The 20386-nt window shown below is 69.2% G+C and carries 18 protein-coding genes; 16 read left to right on the top strand and 2 right to left on the bottom strand.

Translation table 11 applies throughout. The features are described from left to right. The 6 genes from AC0N04_RS17020 (at position 1) to AC0N04_RS16995 (ending at position 7311) form a co-directional block, all read left to right on the top strand. Positions 1-753, top strand: a complete 753-nt coding sequence (locus AC0N04_RS17020; RefSeq protein WP_474283550.1) for a DsbC family protein — start codon at positions 1-3, stop codon at positions 751-753. Positions 754-816: 63 nt separating this feature from the next. Further along, a complete protein-coding gene (locus AC0N04_RS17015) occupies positions 817-1272 on the top strand; it encodes a DUF3429 domain-containing protein (RefSeq protein WP_474283548.1) in 456 nt (151 codons plus the stop codon). A gap of 79 nt (positions 1273-1351) precedes the next feature. Continuing rightward, positions 1352-3094: a M61 family metallopeptidase gene (locus AC0N04_RS17010; protein ID WP_474283546.1), complete on the top strand. Its 1743-nt coding sequence runs from the start codon at positions 1352-1354 to the stop codon at positions 3092-3094. Then, positions 3095-4288 (top strand): DUF3108 domain-containing protein, encoded by a 1194-nt coding sequence (locus tag AC0N04_RS17005; protein WP_474283544.1) that lies wholly within the window; start codon positions 3095-3097, stop codon positions 4286-4288. Positions 4289-4395: 107 nt separating this feature from the next. After that, on the top strand, positions 4396-5184 hold the full coding sequence (locus tag AC0N04_RS17000; RefSeq protein WP_474283542.1) for an enoyl-CoA hydratase: 789 nt from the start codon (positions 4396-4398) through the stop codon (positions 5182-5184). A gap of 66 nt (positions 5185-5250) precedes the next feature. Further along, positions 5251-7311: a S46 family peptidase gene (locus AC0N04_RS16995; protein ID WP_474283540.1), complete on the top strand. Its 2061-nt coding sequence runs from the start codon at positions 5251-5253 to the stop codon at positions 7309-7311. Between the two features lie 29 nt (positions 7312-7340). Here AC0N04_RS16995 and AC0N04_RS16990 read toward each other — a convergent pair whose 3' ends face one another. Continuing rightward, on the bottom strand, positions 7341-8258 hold the full coding sequence (locus AC0N04_RS16990) for a LysR family transcriptional regulator (protein ID WP_474283538.1): 918 nt from the start codon (positions 8256-8258) through the stop codon (positions 7341-7343). 170 nt (positions 8259-8428) lie between these two features. On the opposite strand from AC0N04_RS16990, the gene AC0N04_RS16985 reads away from it, so the two are divergent. The 4 genes from AC0N04_RS16985 to msrA all read left to right on the top strand — a co-directional run bounded on the left by AC0N04_RS16985 (position 8429) and on the right by msrA (position 13626). Continuing rightward, positions 8429-9811, top strand: a complete 1383-nt coding sequence (locus AC0N04_RS16985; protein ID WP_474283536.1) for a ribulose-bisphosphate carboxylase — start codon at positions 8429-8431, stop codon at positions 9809-9811. Between the two features lie 74 nt (positions 9812-9885). Then, entirely contained in the window at positions 9886-10689 is an 804-nt protein-coding gene (locus tag AC0N04_RS16980; protein WP_474283534.1) for an AAA family ATPase, read from the top strand. Positions 10690-10722: 33 nt separating this feature from the next. Then, the gene (locus tag AC0N04_RS16975) at positions 10723-13002 is read left to right on the top strand and encodes a nitric oxide reductase activation protein NorD (RefSeq protein WP_474283532.1); all 2280 of its coding nucleotides are present in this window, start codon (positions 10723-10725) and stop codon (positions 13000-13002) included. Positions 13003-13095: 93 nt separating this feature from the next. Next, on the top strand, positions 13096-13626 hold the full coding sequence (gene msrA, locus AC0N04_RS16970; RefSeq protein ID WP_474283530.1) for a peptide-methionine (S)-S-oxide reductase MsrA: 531 nt from the start codon (positions 13096-13098) through the stop codon (positions 13624-13626). Between the two features lie 20 nt (positions 13627-13646). Here msrA and AC0N04_RS16965 read toward each other — a convergent pair whose 3' ends face one another. Continuing rightward, complete coding sequence (locus AC0N04_RS16965; RefSeq protein ID WP_474283528.1) at positions 13647-14597, bottom strand: LysR substrate-binding domain-containing protein; 951 nt, start codon at positions 14595-14597, stop codon at positions 13647-13649. Positions 14598-14709: 112 nt separating this feature from the next. Here AC0N04_RS16965 and rpe point away from each other — a divergent pair, with 112 nt between their 5' ends. From rpe to AC0N04_RS16935, 6 genes are all read left to right on the top strand, one after another. Further along, complete coding sequence (gene rpe / locus AC0N04_RS16960; protein WP_474283526.1) at positions 14710-15393, top strand: ribulose-phosphate 3-epimerase; 684 nt, start codon at positions 14710-14712, stop codon at positions 15391-15393. Positions 15394-15436: 43 nt separating this feature from the next. Then, on the top strand, positions 15437-16525 hold the full coding sequence (locus AC0N04_RS16955; protein ID WP_474283524.1) for a class 1 fructose-bisphosphatase: 1089 nt from the start codon (positions 15437-15439) through the stop codon (positions 16523-16525). Positions 16526-16563: 38 nt separating this feature from the next. After that, a complete protein-coding gene (locus AC0N04_RS16950; protein ID WP_474283522.1) occupies positions 16564-17448 on the top strand; it encodes a phosphoribulokinase in 885 nt (294 codons plus the stop codon). Further along, positions 17448-19502 (top strand): transketolase, encoded by a 2055-nt coding sequence (tkt, locus tag AC0N04_RS16945; protein ID WP_474283520.1) that lies wholly within the window; start codon positions 17448-17450, stop codon positions 19500-19502. The genes AC0N04_RS16950 and tkt overlap by 1 nt, the downstream gene beginning before the upstream one ends. A 16-nt stretch (positions 19503-19518) precedes the next feature. Further along, complete coding sequence (gph, locus tag AC0N04_RS16940) at positions 19519-20226, top strand: phosphoglycolate phosphatase (RefSeq protein WP_474283518.1); 708 nt, start codon at positions 19519-19521, stop codon at positions 20224-20226. Between the two features lie 44 nt (positions 20227-20270). After that, on the top strand, positions 20271-20386 hold a 116-nt coding region (locus AC0N04_RS16935; protein WP_474283695.1), incomplete at its 3' end, for a glyceraldehyde 3-phosphate dehydrogenase NAD-binding domain-containing protein.

Here is a 20386-nt window from a genome sequence, read left to right as displayed (position 1 = left end):
ATGACCCACACTCCTTCCAGCGTGCTGCGCCGCCACGGCGGCCGCGTCCTGAGGGCTTGCCTGGCGGCCCTGTGCCTGGCGGGGCTGGCGCATGCCGACGAGGCGGCGATCCGCAAGGCGCTGGCCGCCCGCATGCCGTCGCTGCCTCCGGTCGACGAAATCAACCGCACGCCGGTTCCCGGGCTGTACGAGCTCCGGATCGGCAGCGACATCCTGTATTCCGACGAGCAAGGCCATTACCTGATCGAAGGCTCGCTGTTCGACACCGCGACCAAGACCGATCTGACCAAGGCGCGTGTCGACAAGCTCAGCGCGATCGATTTCAAGTCCTTGCCGCTGAAGGACGCGATGGTCATCAAGCAAGGCAATGGCAGCCGCAAGGTGGCGGTGTTCGCCGACCCCAATTGCGGCTTCTGCAAGCGGCTGGAGCACGATCTGCTGCAGGTCAAGGACGTGACCATCTACACCTTCTTGCTGCCCGTGCTGGGCCCGGACTCGATCGTCAAGTCCAAGGACATCTGGTGCACCCGCGAGCCGGGCAAGATCTGGCGCTCATGGATGATCGACGGCGTGACGCCGCCCAAGGACGGCGATAAATGCGACACCGCCGTGCTCGATCGCAACCTGGCGATGGGCCGCAAGTTCCGGATCAACGGCACGCCGGCGGTGGTGTTCGAGGACGGCACCCGCAATCCGGGGGCGATGCCGGCGGCCGAGATCGAGAAGCAGCTGGCCGCGGCCCGCAAGTCCTGAGCGGGCGGGCGTACCTCCCGCTTGCCGCGCCCTCTGCCGAGCGATCCCAGCCACCCCGATCCGATGACCGCCTCCCACCCGACCGTTCCCCTGCCCGCCGAACCGCCCGAGCGGGCTCGTCATCTCGGCTATGCCGGGCTGTTGCCGTTCGGCCTCGGCGCGGCCCTGATCTGGCTGGTCCACCCGGAGTTGCGGCCCGACGTGACGCTGGCGCTGTCGGGTTATGCAGCGACGGTCGTGGCCTTTCTGGGCGGCATCCACTGGGGCCTGGCGATGCGCGCCGACAGCCTGGGGCCCCGCTCGTTCGGCTGGGCCATCGTCCCGCCGCTGGTCGCGGCGCTGGCCATGATGATGCACACCTATGCCGGGCTGGTCGTGTTGGGCGTGATGCTGGTGCTGTGCTACCTGGTGGACCGCCGCCTCTACCGTGCCAACGGCCTGGGGCACTGGCTGACCCTGCGCTTCAGGCTCAGCCTCCTGGCCGCCCTGTGCTGCTTCCTGGGCGCGGCTGGCAACTAGTCTTGTTCCGGCACGGGGGATCGGCGGACGACCGCGGCCACCCTGCAGACCTCACGGAGGCGATTCGACGTCATTCGACATGCCCTGCATCACTTACCGCATCGACCTGCCCGAGCCGGCACATCACCGCTTCGTGGTCACCTTGACCGTGCCGCGGCCCGAAGCGCTCACGATCCTGAGCCTGCCGGTCTGGATTCCCGGCAGCTACATGGTGCGCGAATTCGGCCGCCATCTGAGCGGCCTGCGTGCCCGTCAGGGCGGGGCCGAACGGCCGGCGGCCCAGCTCGACAAGACCACCTGGCAAATCGCCTGCGAAGGGCGCGCAGCGCTCGTGCTGCAGTACGAGGTCTACGCCTTCGACACCTCGGTGCGTACGGCCTTCCTGGACGCGACGCGGGGATTCTTCAACCCCACCAGCGTGTGTCTGCGGGTGCATGGGCGCGAGGCCGAGCCGCACCAGCTGCGCGTCGGCCGGCTGCCGCGCGACTGGGAGATCGCCAGCGCGATGGCGCCGCTGCCCGGTGTCCGGCAGGCCTGGGTGAGCGCCGATTACGATGAACTGGCCGATCACCCGTTCGAGCTCGGCACCTTCTGGCGCGGCCATTTCGAGGCCGCCGGCGTGCCCCACGAATTCGTCGTCGCCGGCGCGTGGCCGGGCTTCGACGGCGAGCGCCTGCTGGCCGACACCCGGCGCATCTGCGCGACCGAGATCGCCTTCTGGCATGGCCGCCGCAAGCCGCCGTTCGAGCGCTACGTGTTCATGCTCAGCGCGGTCGAGGACGGCTACGGCGGACTGGAACACCGCGCCAGCACCGCCTTGATCGCGAACCGGCGCGACCTGCCGCGGGTCGGGCAGACGGCACCCGGCGATGGCTACATCACCTTGCTGGGGCTGATCAGCCACGAATACTTCCACACCTGGAACGTCAAGCGCCTGCGGCCGGCCGAGTTCCTGCGCTACGACTACAGCCGCGAGAACTACACCCGGCTGCTGTGGTTCTTCGAGGGCTTCACGTCCTACTACGACGACCTGCTGCTGCTGCGCGCCGGCCTGATCGATGCGCCGCGTTACCTCAAGCTGCTGGCCAGCACGATCACCAACGTGCGGGCCACGCCCGGGCGCCACCGGCAAAGCGTGGCCGAGGCCAGCTTCGACGCCTGGGTCAAGTACTACCGTCCCGACGAAAACACGCCCAACGCCACGGTCAGCTACTACGCCAAGGGCTCGCTGATCGCCTTGCTGCTGGACCTGCGGCTGCGCGCCCGCGGCGAGGGGCGTTCGCTCGACGGCCTGATGCGCACGCTGTGGTCGGTCTGCCGGGGTGGCGGGCTGACCGAGGACGACGTGCTGCGCGAGGTCGAGACCCTGGGCGGCGCCGACTTGCGCCGCGCGCTGGCCGGCTGGATCCACGGCCGCGGCGATCTGCCGCTCGAAGACGCGTTGCGGGCCGCCGGCGTGGTGGTCGAGGACGAGCCGGCCGGCTTCGCCACCGGCCTGGGCCTGAAGCTCAGCGAAGGCCCGGTGACCGGGGTGCAGGTCAAATCCGTGCTGGCCGGTGGCGCAGCCGCCGCGGCCGGCCTGGCGGCGGGCGACGAGTTGCTGGCCGTCGATGGCTGGCGGATCCGGCGGCTGGACGACGCAGCCCAGTGGACCCGACCCGGCGAGGCCTTCGAGCTGCTGCTGGTGCGCCAGCAGCGCGTGCTGAGCGTGAGGCTGACGCCACAGGCCGATGCGGTGCCCGCGCGGCCCTGTCGCCTGTCGCTGCAGGCGCAACCCACCGCCGCCGCCAGCGACCTGCGGCACGCCTGGCTGGGCCAGTGAATGCCCAGGGTGGCCGGCAGCGCGGGCAGGCCGGTCGCGACAGGCCGTCGCCGCGTCGCTGCGGGTCTGCTGGTGGTGGCGGTGGCGTTGTTGCACCTCGCGGCCGGCTCGTGGTGGCTCGATCAGCGGCTGTCGGACGGGGCGGCGGATCCGCCCCCCAAGCCGATCGAGGTGGCTTTCGTCAAGGTCATGCCGTTGACCGTGCCTGCGGTGGTGCATCCCGCGCCCCGGGCCGCGCCGCGCCGGCGGACCGCCGTCCAGGCCGTGATGGCGGCGGACGCGGCCTCGGCGTCGCAGCGGTCGGCCGAGGCCGTGCCGACGCCGACGCCCGCCTCAGGTCCTGACGAGGCCGATCGCGATCGACCGACCGACGACCCGCTCGACCCCGGCGCCGCTGTGCGGGCCGACGCGGCGGACGGCCCGGCCAGCGCCGCCGAAGCAGCCTGGGCAGGCGATCCGGCCGCCAGCGCCACGGCGGCGGCGGACGCATTCGAATGGCCCTTGTCGACCCAGTTGCTCTACACCCTGACCGGCAACGACCGCGGCCCGCTGAAGGGCCACGCCGAGGTGGACTGGCTGCGCGACGGCCCGCATTACCAGGTGCGGGTGACGGTGAGCGTGCCGCCGGTGTTCAGCCGCAGCCTGCTCAGCGATGGCCGGCTCGGGCCCGACGGTTTGCAGCCCCGCCGCTACGACGAACAGACCAATATCCTGCTGCGCGCACCGCAGCGCGCCACGGTGCTGTTCAGCCAGGATGTCATCCACTTGGCCAACGGCCGCGCCGCACCCGCGCCGGCCGGGGTGCAGGATGCGGCGAGCCAGTTCGTGCAAATGACCTACCTGTTTCTGACCCGCCCCGATGCGCTGCAATCGGGCCGCACGGTGGTCTTTCCGCTGGCGCTGCCGCGCCGCATCGGTCGCTGGACCTACGACGTGGCCGATCGCGGGCCGTTGCTGCTGCCTTTCGGCAGCGTCGATTGCGTCCACCTGACGCCGCGCGCCGACGACCGCGGGCCGCACGAACTGACGATCGAGACCTGGGTGGCGCCGGCGCTGCAATACCTGCCGGTGCGGATCGTGATCCGCCGCGACGCGCAGACCTATCTGGACTTGCAGTTGAAATCCCCGCCGCGCCAGGCCGCCGCGGCGGGGCCGCCCGCCCGCGCCGCCTCGGCGGCCCCGGTGCCCATGTGAGGGGGCGGAGACGGCGGTTGTCGCACGTATAGTTCGGCGACCCCGGGTTCCGGCAAGGAGCCCCCGACGACACCGGCGCCGATCGCGCCCGCTCTGGAGACTGACCGATGAGCTACGAATGCATCCTGACCGACGTGCGCGGCGGCGGCCCGCTGAAGACCGGCGTCATTGCGCTGAACCGACCGCAGCAGATGAACGCGCTGAACGACCGCCTGATGGACGAACTGGGCACCGCGCTGCTGGCCTTCGACGCCGATGACGGCATCGGCTGCATCATCGTCACCGGCAGCGAGAAGGCCTTCGCCGCTGGCGCCGACATCGCCGCGATGGCCACGCTGGGCCACATGGACGCCTACAAGCAGGGCTTCATCTCGCGCAACTGGGAGACCATCCGCCGCGTGCGCAAGCCGGTGATCGGCGCGGTCGCCGGCTTTGCGCTGGGCGGCGGCTGCGAATTGGCGATGATGTGCGACATCGTGCTGGCCGCCGACAACGCCAAGTTCGGCCAGCCCGAGATCAAGCTGGGCATCATCCCCGGCGCCGGCGGCACCCAGCGCCTGCCCCGCGCGGTGGGCAAGGCCAAGGCGATGGACCTGCTGCTGACCGGTCGCATGATGGGTGCCGAGGAGGCCGAGCGGGCCGGCCTGGTCTCGCGGGTGGTGCCGGTCGCGGCCTTGATGGACGAGGCGATGGCCACGGCCGACCTGATCAACGGCATGGGCCAGCCCAGCGTCAGGATGATCAAGGAATGCGTCAACGAGGCGTTTGAGAGCGGCCTGTCCAGCGGCGTGCGGCTGGAGCGCCAGCTCTTCCACTCGCTGTTCGGCACCGAAGACCAGCGCGAGGGCATGGGTGCCTTCCTGGCCAAGCGCAAGCCGGGTTTCACGCATCGCTGACGGGCGGCAGACCGGTTGTTGCAGAGGCCGCGGCCGGTGAGGGTTCACACCACGAGGAGCGTTCCGATGAGAAAGTGGCTGGCAGGCGTTGCGCTGCTGACGGTGGTCTCGGCGGCGGGGGCCGCCGAAGGCATGTGGACCTTGGATCACCCGCCGCTGCAGGCCATGCAGCGCGACATCGGCTGGGCGCCGTCGAGCGCCTGGCTGCAGAAGGCGATGCGGGGGTCGGCCCGGATTGCCGGGGGCTGTTCCGCCTCGTTCGTCTCCAAGCAAGGTCTGGTGTTGACCAACCACCATTGCGTGGCGGAGTGCGCCGAGGCGCTGTCCGATGCCGGGCACGACTGGCTGAAGAACGGCTTCCTGGCGCAGCAGCCGGCCGACGAGCGGCGCTGCCCGGCGATGGAGGTCGACCGACTGGAGCAGATCAGCGACGTCACCGCGGCGGTGACCCAGGCCACGGCCGGACTGGACGGCAGCGCGTTCAAGCAGGCCCAGAATGCCGTCAAGGCGACGCTGACCGCGGCCTGCGTCGGCGCCGCCGGCAGCCAGGTGCGCTGCGACGTGGTCGACCTTTATCACGGCGGGCAGTACAAGCTCTACCGCTATCGCCGTTTTCAGGACGTGCGCCTGGTGTTCGCGCCCGAGCAGGCCGCCGCCTTCTTCGGCGGCGACCCGGACAACTTCAATTTCCCGCGCTACGACCTGGACATGGCGCTGCTGCGGGTCTACGACGGGGGCCGGCCCGCGCCGGTCGCCGACTACTTCCCGCTCAGCGCGACCGGCCCGGCCGCAGGCGAGCCGGTGCTGGTCACCGGGCACCCGGGCTCGACCGAGCGGGAGCTGACGCTGGCCCAGCTGGCGCGCCTGCGCGACCAGGCCCTGCTCGACGTCGTGGTCAGGCTGGCCGAGTACCGCGGCGTGCTGGAGCAGTACCGGACGACCAGCCCCGAGGCGGCCCGCGTCGCCACCACCGAGCTGTTCGAGGTGGAGAACGGCTACAAGGCGCTGCATGGTCAGTTGCTGGCCTTGTACACCCCGCAGCTGTTCATCCAGAAAGTGCAGGAAGAGGCGGCCCTGCGGCAATACGTGGGCAGTCGGCCCGAGTTGCTGAAGGCGATGGGCGGCGCCTGGGACGCGATTGCCAAGGCGGTGGCGGTGCAGCGCGAACTGTCCCAGCCGATGGCCCAACTGGAGTGGGGCCTGGCCTTGCGCAGCAAGTACTTCGAGTTCGCCCGCACCCTGGTGCGCGGCGCGGCCGAGCGCGTCAAGCCGGATGCCGAACGCCTGCCGGAATTCAACGACAGCGCGCTGCCGCAGGCCGAGGCCGAGTTGATGTCCAGCGCGCCGGTCTATCCGGATTTCGAGCGGCTCAAGCTGGTGTTCGCGCTGACCAAGTTCCGCGAGGCGCTGGGCGCCGACAACCCGCTGGTGCAGAAGGTGCTGGGCAAGGCGTCGCCCGAGCAGCTGGCGGAGCGCCTGGTCGCCGGCACCCGGTTGGCCGATCCGGCCGAGCGGCGGCGCCTGTGGGACGGCGGGGCGGCGGCCATTGCCGCCAGCCAGGATCCGTTCATCCGCCTGGTCGCCGCGATCGACCCCGATGCCCGCGCGCTGCGCTCGCGCTACGAGCGCGAGGTGGAGGCGGTGATCCGCAAGAACACCGAGCAGATCGCCAAGGTGCGTTTCCAGATGGACGGCGACACGCGGTATCCGGATGCGACCTTCACGCTGCGCCTGTCCTATGGCGTGGTTCAGGGTTGGACCGAGGCCGGCGTTCCGGTCGCGCCGTTCACCCGATTCGGCGGCGCCTTCGAGCGCGCCACCGGCGCCGAACCCTATGCGTTGCCCGCGTCGTGGCTGGCTGCCAAGGACCGGCTCGATCTGTCGACGCCGTTGAACCTGGTCACCACCAACGACATCATCGGCGGCAATTCCGGCAGTCCGCTGCTGAATCGCGACGGCGAACTGGTGGGCCTGATCTTCGACGGCAACATCCACTCGCTGGGTGGCGAGTTCGGCTACGACCCGGCCACCAACCGGGCGGTGGCGGTGGCCAGCCCGGCCATCTTGCAGGCGCTGGAGCGGATCTACCACGCCAAGGCGCTCGCGGACGAATTGCGCGGGCGCTGATCGCGCGCTCGCGGTCCGGCACGCTCGCCTCAGCCGGGTCGCGACTGCGCTGCCGTGCCCTGCGGCAGGGCCTGGATCAGGTCCTCCAGCAGCACCCGGGCCTGGCGCATCAGCGGGGTCGGGCGCTTGTGAGCCGAGGTGGCCACGCACAGCACGCTGCTGACGCCGGGATCGATCAGCGCGCGCACCGACAACTGATCGGCGCGTCCCGAGGCCGCCACGGCGCTGGCCGTCAGCACCGCATGGCCATAGCCGGCGCAGACCAGGTCGATGATCGCGGCGATGCTGGACACCTCCCAGGCGATGTCGAGCTTCAGGCCGGCCAGCGTGGCCTGGGTTTCGAGCAGGCGGCGGATCACGTGCATGCGCTCGGGCAGCACCAGGCGGTAGCGGCTGAGCGCGGCCAGCGGCAGCGGTCCGCGCTCGGGGTGGTCGGCGCGCTGGACCAGGCACAGGCGCTCCTCCAGCACCGGACGGATGTCGAGGCCGGGCTGCGACTCGGGGTTGTAGACCAGGCCCAGGTCGACCCGGCCCGTGGTGATCCACTCCGCGATGTGCGAGGACAGGCCTTCGACGATGGCCAGCCGCGCCTTGGGCAACTGGCGCTGGAAGCCGTCGATCAGTGGCAGCGTCAACTGGCGGCCGATGCTGGGGGGCAGCGCGATCGTGATGTGGCCGACCGGCTCGTCGCGGCTGGCGCCCATGTCGGCACGGGCCTGGGCCACCTGCTGCAGGATGGCCAGGCTGTGCTCGAACAGGCGTTGGCCGGCCTCGGTGAGGGCCACGCCGCGGCCGTTGCGCAGCAGCAGGGTCTCGCGCAGGTCGATTTCCAGCGCACGCACCTGGCGGCTCAGCGCGGGCTGGGCGATGTCCAGCACCACCGAGGCCTTGCTGAAGCTGCCCAACTCGGCCACGCTGACGAAATATTCCAGCTGTTTGAGGTTCATCGCGGGTCGATCATAAGGCGGCCCCGAAGGCGATCGGCCGGCGCGGGAGGGGATGGTTAAGTTAAATCTTATTCGTGGGCTTAAGATTTCTGACTTCACCTTATTCGTCGTGACTCCTAGGATGCAGGCCATCGCATCACAGCCGCGCCCCGAGGCGCACAGGAGCCGACATGGACCAGTCCAATCGTTACGCCGATCTGAGTCTTCGTGAAGACGAGCTGATCAAGGGCGGCCGCCACATTCTGGTGGCGTACAAGATGAAGCCCAAGGCCGGCCACGGCTACCTGGAGGCGGCCGCGCACTTCGCGGCCGAATCGTCCACCGGCACCAATGTCGAGGTGTCGACCACCGACGAGTTCACCAAGGGTGTCGACGCGCTGGTCTACTACATCGACGAGGCCACCGAGGACATGCGGATCGCCTATCCGCTCGACCTGTTCGACCGCAACATCACCGATGGCCGGATGATGATCGTCTCGTTCCTGACGCTGGTGATCGGCAACAACCAGGGCATGGGCGACATCGAACACGCGAAGATCCACGACTTCTGGATGCCGCCGCGCGCGATCCAGCTGTTCGACGGCCCGAGCAAGGACATCTCCGACCTGTGGCGCGTGCTCGGCCGCCCGGTCCGGGACGGCGGCTACATCGCCGGCACCATCATCAAGCCCAAGCTGGGCCTGCGCCCCGAGCCCTTCGCCGAGGCGGCCTACCAGTTCTGGCTGGGCGGTGACTTCATCAAGAACGACGAACCGCAGGGCAACCAGGTCTTCGCGCCGATGAAGAAGACCATTCCGCTGGTGGTCGACGCGATGCGCCGTGCGATGGACAAGACCGGCGAGGCGAAGATCTTCTCGGCCAACATCACGGCCGATGACCACCACGAGATGATCGCCCGCGGCGAGTACGTGCTGGAGCAGTTCGGCCCCGACGCCGACAAGGTGGCCTTCCTGGTCGACGGCTATGTCGGCGGTCCCGGCATGATCACCACCGCACGCCGCAATTTCCCCAACCAGTACCTGCACTATCACCGGGCCGGCCACGGCGCCGTCACCAGCCCCAGCGCCAAGCGCGGCTACACCGCCTACGTGCTGGCCAAGATGAGCCGCCTGCAGGGCGCTTCGGGCATCCACGTCGGCACGATGGGCTACGGCAAGATGGAAGGCGAGCACGACGACCGCGCGATCGCCTACATCATCGAGCGCGACAGCTACCAGGGGCCGGTCTACCACCAGGAATGGTTCGGCATGAAGCCCACCACGCCCATCATCTCGGGTGGCATGAACGCGCTGCGCCTGCCGGCCTTCTTCGAGAACCTGGGCCACGGCAACGTCATCAACACCGCGGGCGGCGGCAGCTACGGCCACATCGATTCGCCGGCCGACGGCGCCACCAGCCTGCGCCAGGCCTATGAATGCTGGAAGGCCAAGGCGGACCCGATCGAATGGGCCAAGGAGCATCGCGAATTCGCCCGCGCGTTCGACAGCTTCCCCAAGGATGCCGACACGCTCTATCCGGGCTGGCGCGACAAGCTGTCCGGCATCCACCGTTGACATCGGCCCGCCCCGAGGCCCATGGCGGCCGCGGGGTGGTCTCGCTGCCCTGCTGAATCTTCTGCCGCCTTCCCATGGACCCACTTGCATCGTGGCGCGTCGCCGAGGCGCCGCATTACCAGCCGCAGGCCGACGAGGTGGCCTTGTTCGAGGCCGCCTACGCCGCACGCCTGCCGGTGATGGTCAAGGGACCGACCGGCTGCGGCAAGTCGCGCTTCATCGAGTACATGGCCTGGAAACTCGATCGCCCGCTGGTCACGGTGGCCTGCAACGAGGACATGACGGCCGCCGATCTGGTCGGCCGCTACCTGTTGGAGCCGCAGGGCACGCGCTGGCAGGACGGTCCGCTGACGCTGGCGGCCCGCCACGGGGCGATCTGCTACCTCGACGAAGTGGTCGAGGCGCGCCAGGACACGACGGTGGTGATCCACGCGCTGACCGATCACCGGCGCCAGCTGCCGCTCGACAAGAAGGGTGAACTGGTGCGGGCCCACGCCGATTTCCAGCTCGTCATCTCGTACAACCCGGGTTACCAGAGCCTGATGAAGGACCTGAAGCCGTCGACCCGGCAGCGCTTCACCGCCTTCGATTTCGACTATCCGCAGGCCGATCTGGAGGCCCGGGTGCTGGTGGCGGAAACCGGCCTGGCCGACGATCTGGCGCACCAGCTGATCCAGGTCGCCCAGGCGGCGCGGCGGCTCAAGGGACACGGCCTGGCCGAAGGCATCTCGACCCGCCTGCTGGTGAACGCCGGCACGCTGATCCGCCAGGGCGTCGCGCCGCGCCAGGCCTGCAGGATGGCGATGGTGCGTCCGATCACCGACGACGCCGACATCCGCGAGTCGTTGGACCATGCGATCGACGCCGTGCTGGCCTGATCCGGCGGCGCCTCGGCCGTACCCGGACTGATCATGCTCGCTGCCGTGCGAGAGCTTGCGCCGTCGCGCCACCCGGCGCTGCGGGCCCGGCTGGGCAGCCGGTTCCCCGAGGTGGAGGCGGTGTTCGACGACTGTGTGGACCGGGCGCAGCGGCTGCTCGGTCCGGAGGATCTGGCCGACTGGCTGGACCTGGCCGGCTGGCTGGGCCGCCTGGGTCGCGGCCCGGAGCCGATGCTGGTGTGCCTCGAAGTGTGGCCCGAGGTGGTGCAGGCCGCTGGCGCAGGCGCGCTGGCGCCGGTGCGCGCGGCGCTGCAGCAGCTGCAGCGCTCCCCCAACGGCCGCGCGATCGCCGGTGTGCTGCAGACCTTGCCGGCCGTGGCGCGACGCCTGCCCTCGGTCGAGTCTCTGGCGGCCTACCTGGGCATCGTGCTGCACCTGATGCAGCGCACCAGCCTGTCCATCCACGGCCACCATGCGACCGAGCCTAGTCCCGGCCTGCCTGCCTTTCTCGAGCAGGCGCCGCGCCTGGTGGCGCTGGTGCCGCTGGACGGTCTGGCCCGCTGGGTGGACGCCGGCATCCGCCTGCACGGGTCCCACCCGCAGCGGCAGGTCGATTTCTTCAGCGGCCAGTCGCCCGACAGCCGCGCGCTGCTGCAGCGCGAGCGGCACGGCACGCTGCTGATGGACGTCGAGCGCCGCCTCGCGCTGACGCTGCGCAGCCTGTGGCGGCAGGACGCGATGCTGGTGCCGTATCCGGTGGACGAAGAGCATGCCCATCTGCAACCGCACCTGGAAGCCGACGGCTTTCGGCTGCCCGAGGTGCTCGATGCCCACCTGGGCGTGGACGGCCTGGCGCGCTACCGCCTGATGCTGGCCCATCTGGCCGGCCACCGGGAATGGAGCCGTCCGCTGGTGGCCGACAACCTGAGCCCGCTGCAACGCCTGGCGGTGGAGTGTTTCGAGGACGCACGCATCGACCATCTGCTGCTGCGCCGCTATCCCGGCCTGCGTCCGACCCTGTGGGCGCTGCATCCCCGGCCGCGCGACGGGGCGGTGGACCTGCGCCGGCAGAGCGGCCTGCGCCACCGGCTGGCCCTGTTGTCGCGTGCGCTGCTGGCGGTGGCGCCGGACGAGCCGCCGACGCCGGAACAGCGCCAGCGGCAGTCGTATCGCGACCGCTTCCTGGCGGCGCTTGCGGCGGACGCATCCAGCACCGCTGCGATGTCGCGGCTGGCGCTGGACTGGGTGGTCGACACCCGCGTGCCCAGCGATCAATTTGCCGACGTCGCCTTTGCCGACACGTGGGTCGATTGGCGCGACGACAACCGCCATCTCTGGATCTACATCGAAGCCGGTGACGAGGAACAGAGCTTCGACGCCCAGCGGCGCCGGGCTCCGAGCGACGAGGCCTCGCTGCCGCCGCGGCTGTACCCGGAATGGGACGCCGCCACCGGTCAGCTCCGACCCGACTGGGTCAGTGTCTACGACAGCCTGCAACCCGCGGGCCGGGCGAGCGAGATCGATGCGCTGCTGCAGCGCCACCAGGACACGGCCAAGCACCTCAAGCGCCTGCTCGATGCGCTCAAGCCGCAGGACCGCCTTCGTCTTCGGCATCAGGAAGAGGGCACTGAACTCGATCTGGAGGCCGCGTTGCGCGCCGTGGTGGAAGTGCGCTCCGGCCTCACCCCCGACACCCGCGTGCAGATGAGCACCCGCAGCAACGGCCGCAGCATGGCGGTGCTGCTGCTGCTGGACCTGTCGGCCTCGGTCAACGACGCGGTCCCCGGTGCGCCGGGAGAGACCGTGTTGTCGCTGAGCCGGGCCGCCGTGGCCATGCTCGCCTGGGCCATCAGCACGCTGGGCGACCAACTGGCGATCGCCGGTTTCCAGTCCAACACGCGCCACGAGGTGCGCTACGTCCACATCAAGGGCTTCGGCGAGGCCTGGTCCGACGAGCCGCCGCGGGCCCGCCTGGCGGCGGTGCAGGGCGCCTGGTCCACCCGCATGGGCGCGGCGCTGCGCCACGGCGGGCATCTGCTCAGCGGCCGGGTGGCCGACAAGCGCCTGCTGCTGGTGCTGACCGACGGCCAACCTGCCGACCTGGACGTGGCCGAGCCGGAGCACCTGATCGCCGATGCCGCCCAGGCGGTGCGCGAACTCGACACCCAGGGCCTGTACACCCATTGCATCAGCCTCGATGCCCGGGCCGACGAGTACGTGGGCCGCATCTTCGGCGCCCGCCACAGCGTGATCGATCGCGTCGAGCAACTGCCGCGCCGGCTGCCGGAGATCTTCGTCGCGCTCCATCGCTGACGCGACCGGGGCCCCGCGGCGTCCGGGGTCTTGGCAGCTGATGTAGATTGGGCCCGAGCAGCCGGCGAGGCCGGCCCGTCGAGGAGTCAGAGAATGGAAACAGCCGTGTTCGGCGGCGGGTGCTTCTGGTGCACCGAGGCCTTGTTCAGCGCATTGCGCGGCGTGACCGAGGTCGAATCGGGCTACGCCGGCGGCGGGCTGGACGCGCCGACCTACGAGGCGGTGTGCAGCGGTCGCAGCGGCCATGCCGAGGTCGTGCGGGTGCACTTCGACCCGGACGAGATCGCCTACGAGGAGTTGCTGCGCCTGCACTTCGCGACTCACGACCCGACGACGCTGAACCGCCAGGGCGCGGACCGCGGCACCCAGTACCGCAGCGCCATCTTCACCCAGGGCGACGCGCAGCGCGAGGTGGCCCGGCGGGTGGCCGCGGAGGTGGCACCGTTGTTCGATCAGCCGTTGACGACCGAGATCGAGCCGCTGGAGCGCTTCTGGCCGGCGGAGGCTTATCATCAGTCGTACTACGCCCGCAACGCCGAGCAGCCCTATTGCCAGGCCGTGATCAGTCCCAAGCTGGCCAAGCTCCGGCAGCGGTATTCGGACCGGCTCAAGACCGAGATCTGATCCGGGCGGCCGCCAGCGGTTCAGCCGGCCTTGGCGGCGGGCTGCCCGATCCAGGGCCGGTCGTGCTCGGCCAGGTAGTTCTCGCCCTCCTCGAGGATGAAGTAGCGAAAGGCCTCGGCGGCTGGCGACAGCACGCGGGACTGCAGGTTGACGACGTTCCACATCCGCATCACCGGCGTGTCCTCGACATGCACCAGCTCGATCTCGCCGGCGCGCAGTTCCAGCCCCAGGGTGTGCAGAGACAGGAAGCTGATGCCCATGCCGGCCATCACCGCCTGCTTGATGGTCTCGTTGCTCGGCATCTCCATGGCGATGCGCGGCTCGATGCGATGGTCCTGGAAGAAGCGATCCATCAGCGCCCGCGTGCCGGAGGCGGCTTCCCGCGCGATCAAGGGCATGTTCTCCAGCGCAGACACCGGCGGGTGGCCGGAGCGCAGGATCGGGTGACCCGGCGGTGCCACGAAGACATGCGGATGGGCGGCGAAGGGTTCGGCTCGGGTGGCCATCTCGCGCGGCGGTCGCCCCATGATCGCCAAGTCCACTTCGCCGTTGTTCATCATCGCCACCAGCTGTTCGCGGTTGGCGCTCACTTGCAGCCGGACTTCGACGCCGGGATGCTCGCCGCGAAACTTGACCAGCAGTCGGGGGACGAAATACTTGGCCGTGCTGACCAGGCCCACCGTCAACAGACCGGTCTCCAGCTTGCGAAAGCGCGACATCGCGTCGTCGGCGTCCTTCAGCGTCGCCAGCAGGCGTTTGGCGTAGACCAGGAAATACTCGCCTGCGGTGGTCAGCGCCACCTTGCGGCCCTGCCGATCGAACAGCGGCAGTTCGATCGCCGATTCGAGTTCCTTGACCTGCATCGTCACCGCGGGCGGGGTCAGGTGCAAGGCTTCGGCGGCACGCACGAAGCTGAGGTGGCGTGCCACCTCAGTGAAAACCCGGAGCTGCCGGAAGGTGACGGTCTTCATTAAGAAGTCCTGAACTAAAAGGCAAATAACAATGAATTTACCTTAAACGAGGCCCTGCCTACATTGCGTCACCGGGTCGTCATGATCCGATCTCTCCAACCGGTGTCGCCGCATGAACTTCCGCATCGCTCCCAGCATCCTCTCGGCCGACTTTGCCCGCCTGGGCGACGAGGTGCGAAGCGTCATCGCCGCCGGCGCCGACTGGATTCACTTCGACGTGATGGACAACCATTACGTGCCCAACCTGACCATCGGTCCCGGCGTCGCCCAGGCGATCAAGCCGCATTGCGTGCGGCCGGACGGCACGCCGGTGCCGCTCGATGTGCACCTGATGGTGCAGCCGGTCGATGCGCTGGCCCAGGCGTTCGCGCAGGCGGGCGCCAACCTGATCAGCTTCCACCCCGAGGCGTCGGCGCACGTGGACCGCACGCTGCAACTGATCCGCGGTGCCGGCTGCCAGGCCGGGCTGGTGTTCAACCCGGCGACGCCGCTGGACGTGCTGGAATGGGAGATCGATCAGGTCGATCTGGTGCTGATCATGAGCGTCAACCCGGGCTTCGGCGGCCAGAGTTTCATCGAGTCGGCACTGCGCAAGACCGAGGCCGCGCGCAAGCTGATCGACGCCTCGGGGCGGGACATCCGCCTGGAAGTGGATGGCGGCATCAAGGTCGACAACATCCGCCGCGTGGCCGATGCCGGAGCCGACACCTTCGTGGCCGGCAGCGCCATCTTCGGCCAACCTGACTACCGCGCCGTGATCGCGGCCATGCGCGCCCAGCTCGAAGCGGCACGCTGACCCGTTCGCGGCCTCCCCTTTCGCCATCGACCCGAGATCCATCATGCCCTTGTCAAACCGCTCCACGCTGACCCAGTACCTGATCGAGGAACGCCGACGCTTCCCCGGCGCCAGCGGCGAGCTCAACGCGCTCATCCTCGACGTCTCGCTGGCATGCAAGGCCATCGCGCGGGCCGTGGCCTTCGGCGACTTGGGCGAGGCGCTGGGCGATGTGCCGGCCGGTGGCGAGGTGAACGTGCAGGGCGAGGTGCAGAAGAAGCTCGATGTGCTGTCCAACGAGGTCTTCATTCGGCGCAATGAATGGTCGGGCCACCTGGCCGGCCTCGCGTCGGAGGAAATGGAGGCGCCGTACCAGATCCCGAGCGCCTACCCGCGCGGCAAGTACCTGCTGGTGTTCGACCCGCTGGACGGTTCGTCGAACATCGACGTCAACGTCTCGGTGGGCAGCATCTTCTCGATCCTGCGCGCCCCCGACGACGTGATCGCCAGCGGCCGCGACGTGGTCGAGGCCGATTTCCTGCAGCCGGGCAGCACCCAGGTGGCCGCGGGCTATGCGCTGTACGGCCCGACGACGATGTTCATGCTGTCGGTGGGCAACGGCGTGGCCGGCTTCACGCTCAACCCCAACCTGGGCGAGTTCATGCTGACGCACCGCGATCTGCGCGTCCCGGTGGACACCAAGGAATTCGCGATCAACGCGTCGAACAGCCGCTTCTGGGAGCCGCCGGTCAAGCGCTATGTCGACGAGTGCCTGGCCGGCGCGTCGGGCCCGCGCGGCAAGGACTTCAACATGCGCTGGATCGCCTCGATGGTGGCCGAGGCCCACCGCATCCTGATGCGCGGCGGCGTGTTCATGTACCCGCGCGACACCAAGGACGCGAGCAAACCCGGCCGTCTGCGTCTGCTGTACGAGGCCAACCCGATCGGCTTCCTGATGGAGCAGGCGGGCGGCCGCGCGTCCACCGGGCGCCAGGCGGTGCTGGGCGTGGTGCCCAGCTCGCTGCACCAGCGCATCGGCCTGGTGTTTGGCTCGAAGAACGAGGTCGAGCGCATCGAGCGCTACCACGTCGAGCCGGCGGTCAAGGAGCAGGTCAACCCGCTGTTCGCCGAACGCAGCCTGTTCCGCGACTGACCGCAGCGGCCCCGAATTCAGAAAGAAGGAGATCGACCATGTCCGAAAGACACCCCATCATCGCCATCACCGGTTCGTCCGGCGCCGGCACCACCTCGGTGACCCGCACCTTCGACAACATCTTCCGCCGCGAAAACGTCACGGCCGCGGTGATCGAGGGCGACAGCTTCCACCGCTTCGACCGCAAGGAGATGAAGGTTCGCCAGGCCGAGGCCGAGAAGCAGGGCAACAAGAACTTCAGCCATTTCGGTCCCGAGAACAACCTGTTCAGCGAACTGGAACAACTCTTCCGCGCCTATGGCGAGACCGGCACCGGCAAGCGCCGCAAGTACCTGCACGACAACGAGGAAGCCGCGCCCTACAAGCAGGAGCCCGGCACCTTCACGCCCTGGGAGGATGTGCCCCAGGGGACCGACCTGCTGTTCTACGAAGGCCTGCACGGCGCGGTGGTGACGCCCGAGGTCAACATCGCCAAGCATCCGGACCTGCTGATCGGCGTGGTGCCGGTGATCAACCTGGAGTGGATCCAGAAGCTCTGGCGCGACAAGAAGCAGCGCGGCTACTCCACCGAGGCGGTGACCGACACCATCCTGCGCCGCATGCCCGACTACGTGAACTACATCTGCCCGCAGTTCGCGCACACCCACGTGAACTTCCAGCGCGTGCCCTGCGTGGACACCTCCAACCCGTTCATCTCGCGCGACATCCCCTCGCCCGACGAAAGCATGGTGGTGATCCGCTTCGCCAACCCCAAGGGCATCGATTTCCAGTACCTGCTGAACATGATCCACAACTCGTTCATGTCGCGCGCCAACACCATCGTCGTGCCAGGCGGCAAGATGGAACTGGCGATGCAGCTGATCTTCACGCCGTTCGTCTGGCGCATGATGGAGCGCCGCAAGCGCGCGCTGGGGGCGATCTGATGGCCTCGAACTCGAACGACCGGGTCGTCCGCCCGGACAACGGCCAGAACAACGTCCTGGCCAACGCCTTGCGCGCGCTGGCGATGGACGCGGTGCAGCAGGCCAATTCGGGCCATCCCGGCGCGCCCATGGGCATGGCCGAGATGGCGGTGGCGCTGTGGAACCGGCATCTCAAGCACAACCCCGCCAACCCGCAGTGGTGGGACCGCGACCGCTTCGTGCTCAGCAATGGCCATGCATCGATGCTGCTGTACGCGTTGCTGCACCTGACCGGCTACCCGCTCAGCCTGGACGAGCTCAAGCGCTTCCGCCAGCGCGGCAGCCTGACTCCCGGCCATCCCGAGGTCGATCACACCCCTGGCGTCGAGACCACCACCGGCCCGCTCGGCCAGGGGCTGACCAACGCGGTCGGCATGGCGCTCGCCGAAAAACTGCTGGGCGACGAGTTCAACCGGGACGGCCACACCGTGGTCGATCACCGCACCTGGGTCTTTCTCGGAGATGGTTGCCTGATGGAAGGCATCAGCCAGGAGGCGATCTCGCTGGCCGGCGTGTGGAAGCTGGGCAAGCTGACCGCGCTGTACGACGACAACGGCATCAGCATCGACGGGGCCGTGGACAGCTGGTTTGCCGACGACACCGCCGCACGCTTTGCCGCTTGCGGCTGGAACGTGGTGGGGCCGGTGGATGGCCATGACGTCGACGCCATCGACGCCGCCCTCGTGAGCGCCAAGGCGAGCACCGACCGGCCCACGCTGGTGATCTGCCGCACCACCATCGGCAAGGGTTCGCCGGCCCGCGCCGGCACCGCCAAGGCGCATGGCGAGCCGCTGGGCAAGGACGAGATCGCAGCGTCGCGCTCGGCGCTGGCCTGGCCGCATGCGCCGTTCGAGATCCCCGCCGACGTGGCAGCGGCGTGGAACGCGAAGGGCCAGGGCGCCGATGCCGAAGGCGCCTGGCGGGCCCGCTGGGCGGCTTATCGCAAGGTGTTCCCGGGCGACGCCGTCGAGCTGGAGCGCCGCATGGCCGGAGAGCTGCCGAACGGCTTCGACGCCGAACTGGCACGGCAGGTGAGCCAGGCACAGCAGCGCGCCGAGACCGTGGCCTCGCGCAAGGCGTCTCAGAAGGCGATCGCGGTGTTGGCGCCGCAACTGCCTGAATTGCTGGGCGGCTCGGCCGACCTGACCGGCTCCAACCTGACCGACTGGCCGGGCTGCGGTGCGGTGCGCGGCGGCGAGAAGGGCGGGCGCCACATCAACTACGGCGTGCGCGAGTTCGGCATGGCCGCCATCATGAACGGCATCGCGCTGCACGGCGGATTCATTCCGTTCGGCGGCACCTTCATGACCTTCAGCGACTACAGCCGCAACGCCATCCGCATGGCGGCGCTGATGAATCGCCGCGTGATCCACGTGCTGACGCACGACTCGATCGGCCTGGGCGAAGACGGGCCCACGCACCAGCCGGTCGAGCATGCGTCGTCGCTGCGCCTGATTCCCAACCTCGACGTCTGGCGCCCCTGCGACGAAGCCGAGACGATGACGGCCTGGGCCAGCGCGGTCCGCAGTGCCCAGCGTCCCAGCGCCTTGCTGCTGTCGCGCCAGAACCTGCCGCCCCAGGCGCGCAGCGCCGAGCAGGTCGATGCGATCCAGCGCGGCGGCTACGTGCTGTCCGACCGGCCGCGGGCGCGCGCGGTGATCGTCGCCACCGGCTCCGAAGTCGGCTTGGCAATGGCGGCCCAGGCCTTGCTCGACGCCCGCGAGATGCCGGTGCGCGTGGTGTCGATGCCGTCGACCAGCGTGTTCGATCGGCAGGACCGCGCCTACCGTCAGTCGGTGCTGATGGCCAGCCTGCCGCGCGTCGCGGTGGAAGCCGGCAGCAGCCGCCTGTGGGCCGCCTATGGCTGCAGCGCGGTGCTGGGGATCGACCGTTTCGGCGAATCGGCGCCCGGGCCCGAGCTGATGAAGGCCTACGGCTTCAGCGCCGAACACCTGGCCGAGCTGGTGCTCGACGAGATCGAGCGCGAGCCCAAGATCGAACGGTCTTCGAACTGACTTCCCGGAGACAACGATGCGCTATTCCGTGATCACGTTCGACCTCGACGGCACGCTGGTGGACACCGCCAGCGAGATCGCCGAGGCTGCCAATCGCACGCTGGCCGACTTCGGCGTGGCGCGGCAGGAGTTGTCGGTCATCACCGGCTTCATCGGGGCCGGCACGCGCCAGATGATGCTGCAGACGCTGGCCCATGTGATGCTGGCACAGCCCGAGCTCGCCGACCGCCTGGTCGTCGACGAGGTGCTGGAACGGCTGGAGGTGCATTACGGCATCACCGCCGGCATGCATGCCAAGCCGTATCCGGGGTGTGCCGACGCGCTGCGCGACCTGCGCGCCTCCGGCGTCAAGCTGGCCTGCCTGACCAACAAGGAGCACCGTTTCGCGATCCGCGTGCTGTCGGCCACCGGCCTGCTGGGCCTGTTCGACTACGTGGTGGGCGGCGACTCGCTGCCCCAGCGCAAGCCGCATCCGCAGACGGTGCGCCATGTGCTGAACGTGCTGGGCGGCGAGACCCGGCGGGCGGCTCACGTGGGCGACTCCAGCACCGACATCGAGACCGCACGTAACGCCGGCGTGGGTGCCTGGGCCGTGCCCTGGGGCTACAACGCGGGTCGGCCGATCGAGGCCTCCAAGCCCGACATCCTCTTCAACAGCCTGCCTGACGTGGCCACCCACGTGCTCGCGGCCAACGCGGCCCATGCACAGGGCGAGCCGGTCTGAGGCCGGGCGTCGATTTCCTTCAACGTTCAAACAAGAGACAGATCATGACGATCAAGATCGGTATCAATGGATTCGGCCGGATCGGCCGGATGGTGTTCCGCGCGGCGGTGCAGAACTTCAGCGACGTGGAGATCGTGGGCATCAACGACCTGCTGGAGCC

The sequence above is a fragment of the Ideonella sp. sgz306126 genome, from assembly GCF_056032705.1.
The sequence above is the reverse complement of the archived record's forward strand: the minus strand, read 5'-3'. Positions and strand labels throughout refer to the sequence as shown.

Coding starts and splice junctions, on each gene's coding strand:
- AC0N04_RS17020 (WP_474283550.1), top strand. CDS start 1: ATGACCCACACTCCTTCCAGCGTGCTGCGCCGCCACGGCGGCCGCGTC.
- AC0N04_RS17015 (WP_474283548.1), top strand. CDS start 817: ATGACCGCCTCCCACCCGACCGTTCCCCTGCCCGCCGAACCGCCCGAG.
- AC0N04_RS17010 (WP_474283546.1), top strand. CDS start 1,352: ATGCCCTGCATCACTTACCGCATCGACCTGCCCGAGCCGGCACATCAC.
- AC0N04_RS17005 (WP_474283544.1), top strand. CDS start 3,095: ATGCCCAGGGTGGCCGGCAGCGCGGGCAGGCCGGTCGCGACAGGCCGT.
- AC0N04_RS17000 (WP_474283542.1), top strand. CDS start 4,396: ATGAGCTACGAATGCATCCTGACCGACGTGCGCGGCGGCGGCCCGCTG.
- AC0N04_RS16995 (WP_474283540.1), top strand. CDS start 5,251: ATGAGAAAGTGGCTGGCAGGCGTTGCGCTGCTGACGGTGGTCTCGGCG.
- AC0N04_RS16990 (WP_474283538.1), bottom strand. CDS start 8,258: ATGAACCTCAAACAGCTGGAATATTTCGTCAGCGTGGCCGAGTTGGGC.
- AC0N04_RS16985 (WP_474283536.1), top strand. CDS start 8,429: ATGGACCAGTCCAATCGTTACGCCGATCTGAGTCTTCGTGAAGACGAG.
- AC0N04_RS16980 (WP_474283534.1), top strand. CDS start 9,886: ATGGACCCACTTGCATCGTGGCGCGTCGCCGAGGCGCCGCATTACCAG.
- AC0N04_RS16975 (WP_474283532.1), top strand. CDS start 10,723: ATGCTCGCTGCCGTGCGAGAGCTTGCGCCGTCGCGCCACCCGGCGCTG.
- msrA (WP_474283530.1), top strand. CDS start 13,096: ATGGAAACAGCCGTGTTCGGCGGCGGGTGCTTCTGGTGCACCGAGGCC.
- AC0N04_RS16965 (WP_474283528.1), bottom strand. CDS start 14,597: ATGAAGACCGTCACCTTCCGGCAGCTCCGGGTTTTCACTGAGGTGGCA.
- rpe (WP_474283526.1), top strand. CDS start 14,710: ATGAACTTCCGCATCGCTCCCAGCATCCTCTCGGCCGACTTTGCCCGC.
- AC0N04_RS16955 (WP_474283524.1), top strand. CDS start 15,437: ATGCCCTTGTCAAACCGCTCCACGCTGACCCAGTACCTGATCGAGGAA.
- AC0N04_RS16950 (WP_474283522.1), top strand. CDS start 16,564: ATGTCCGAAAGACACCCCATCATCGCCATCACCGGTTCGTCCGGCGCC.
- tkt (WP_474283520.1), top strand. CDS start 17,448: ATGGCCTCGAACTCGAACGACCGGGTCGTCCGCCCGGACAACGGCCAG.
- gph (WP_474283518.1), top strand. CDS start 19,519: ATGCGCTATTCCGTGATCACGTTCGACCTCGACGGCACGCTGGTGGAC.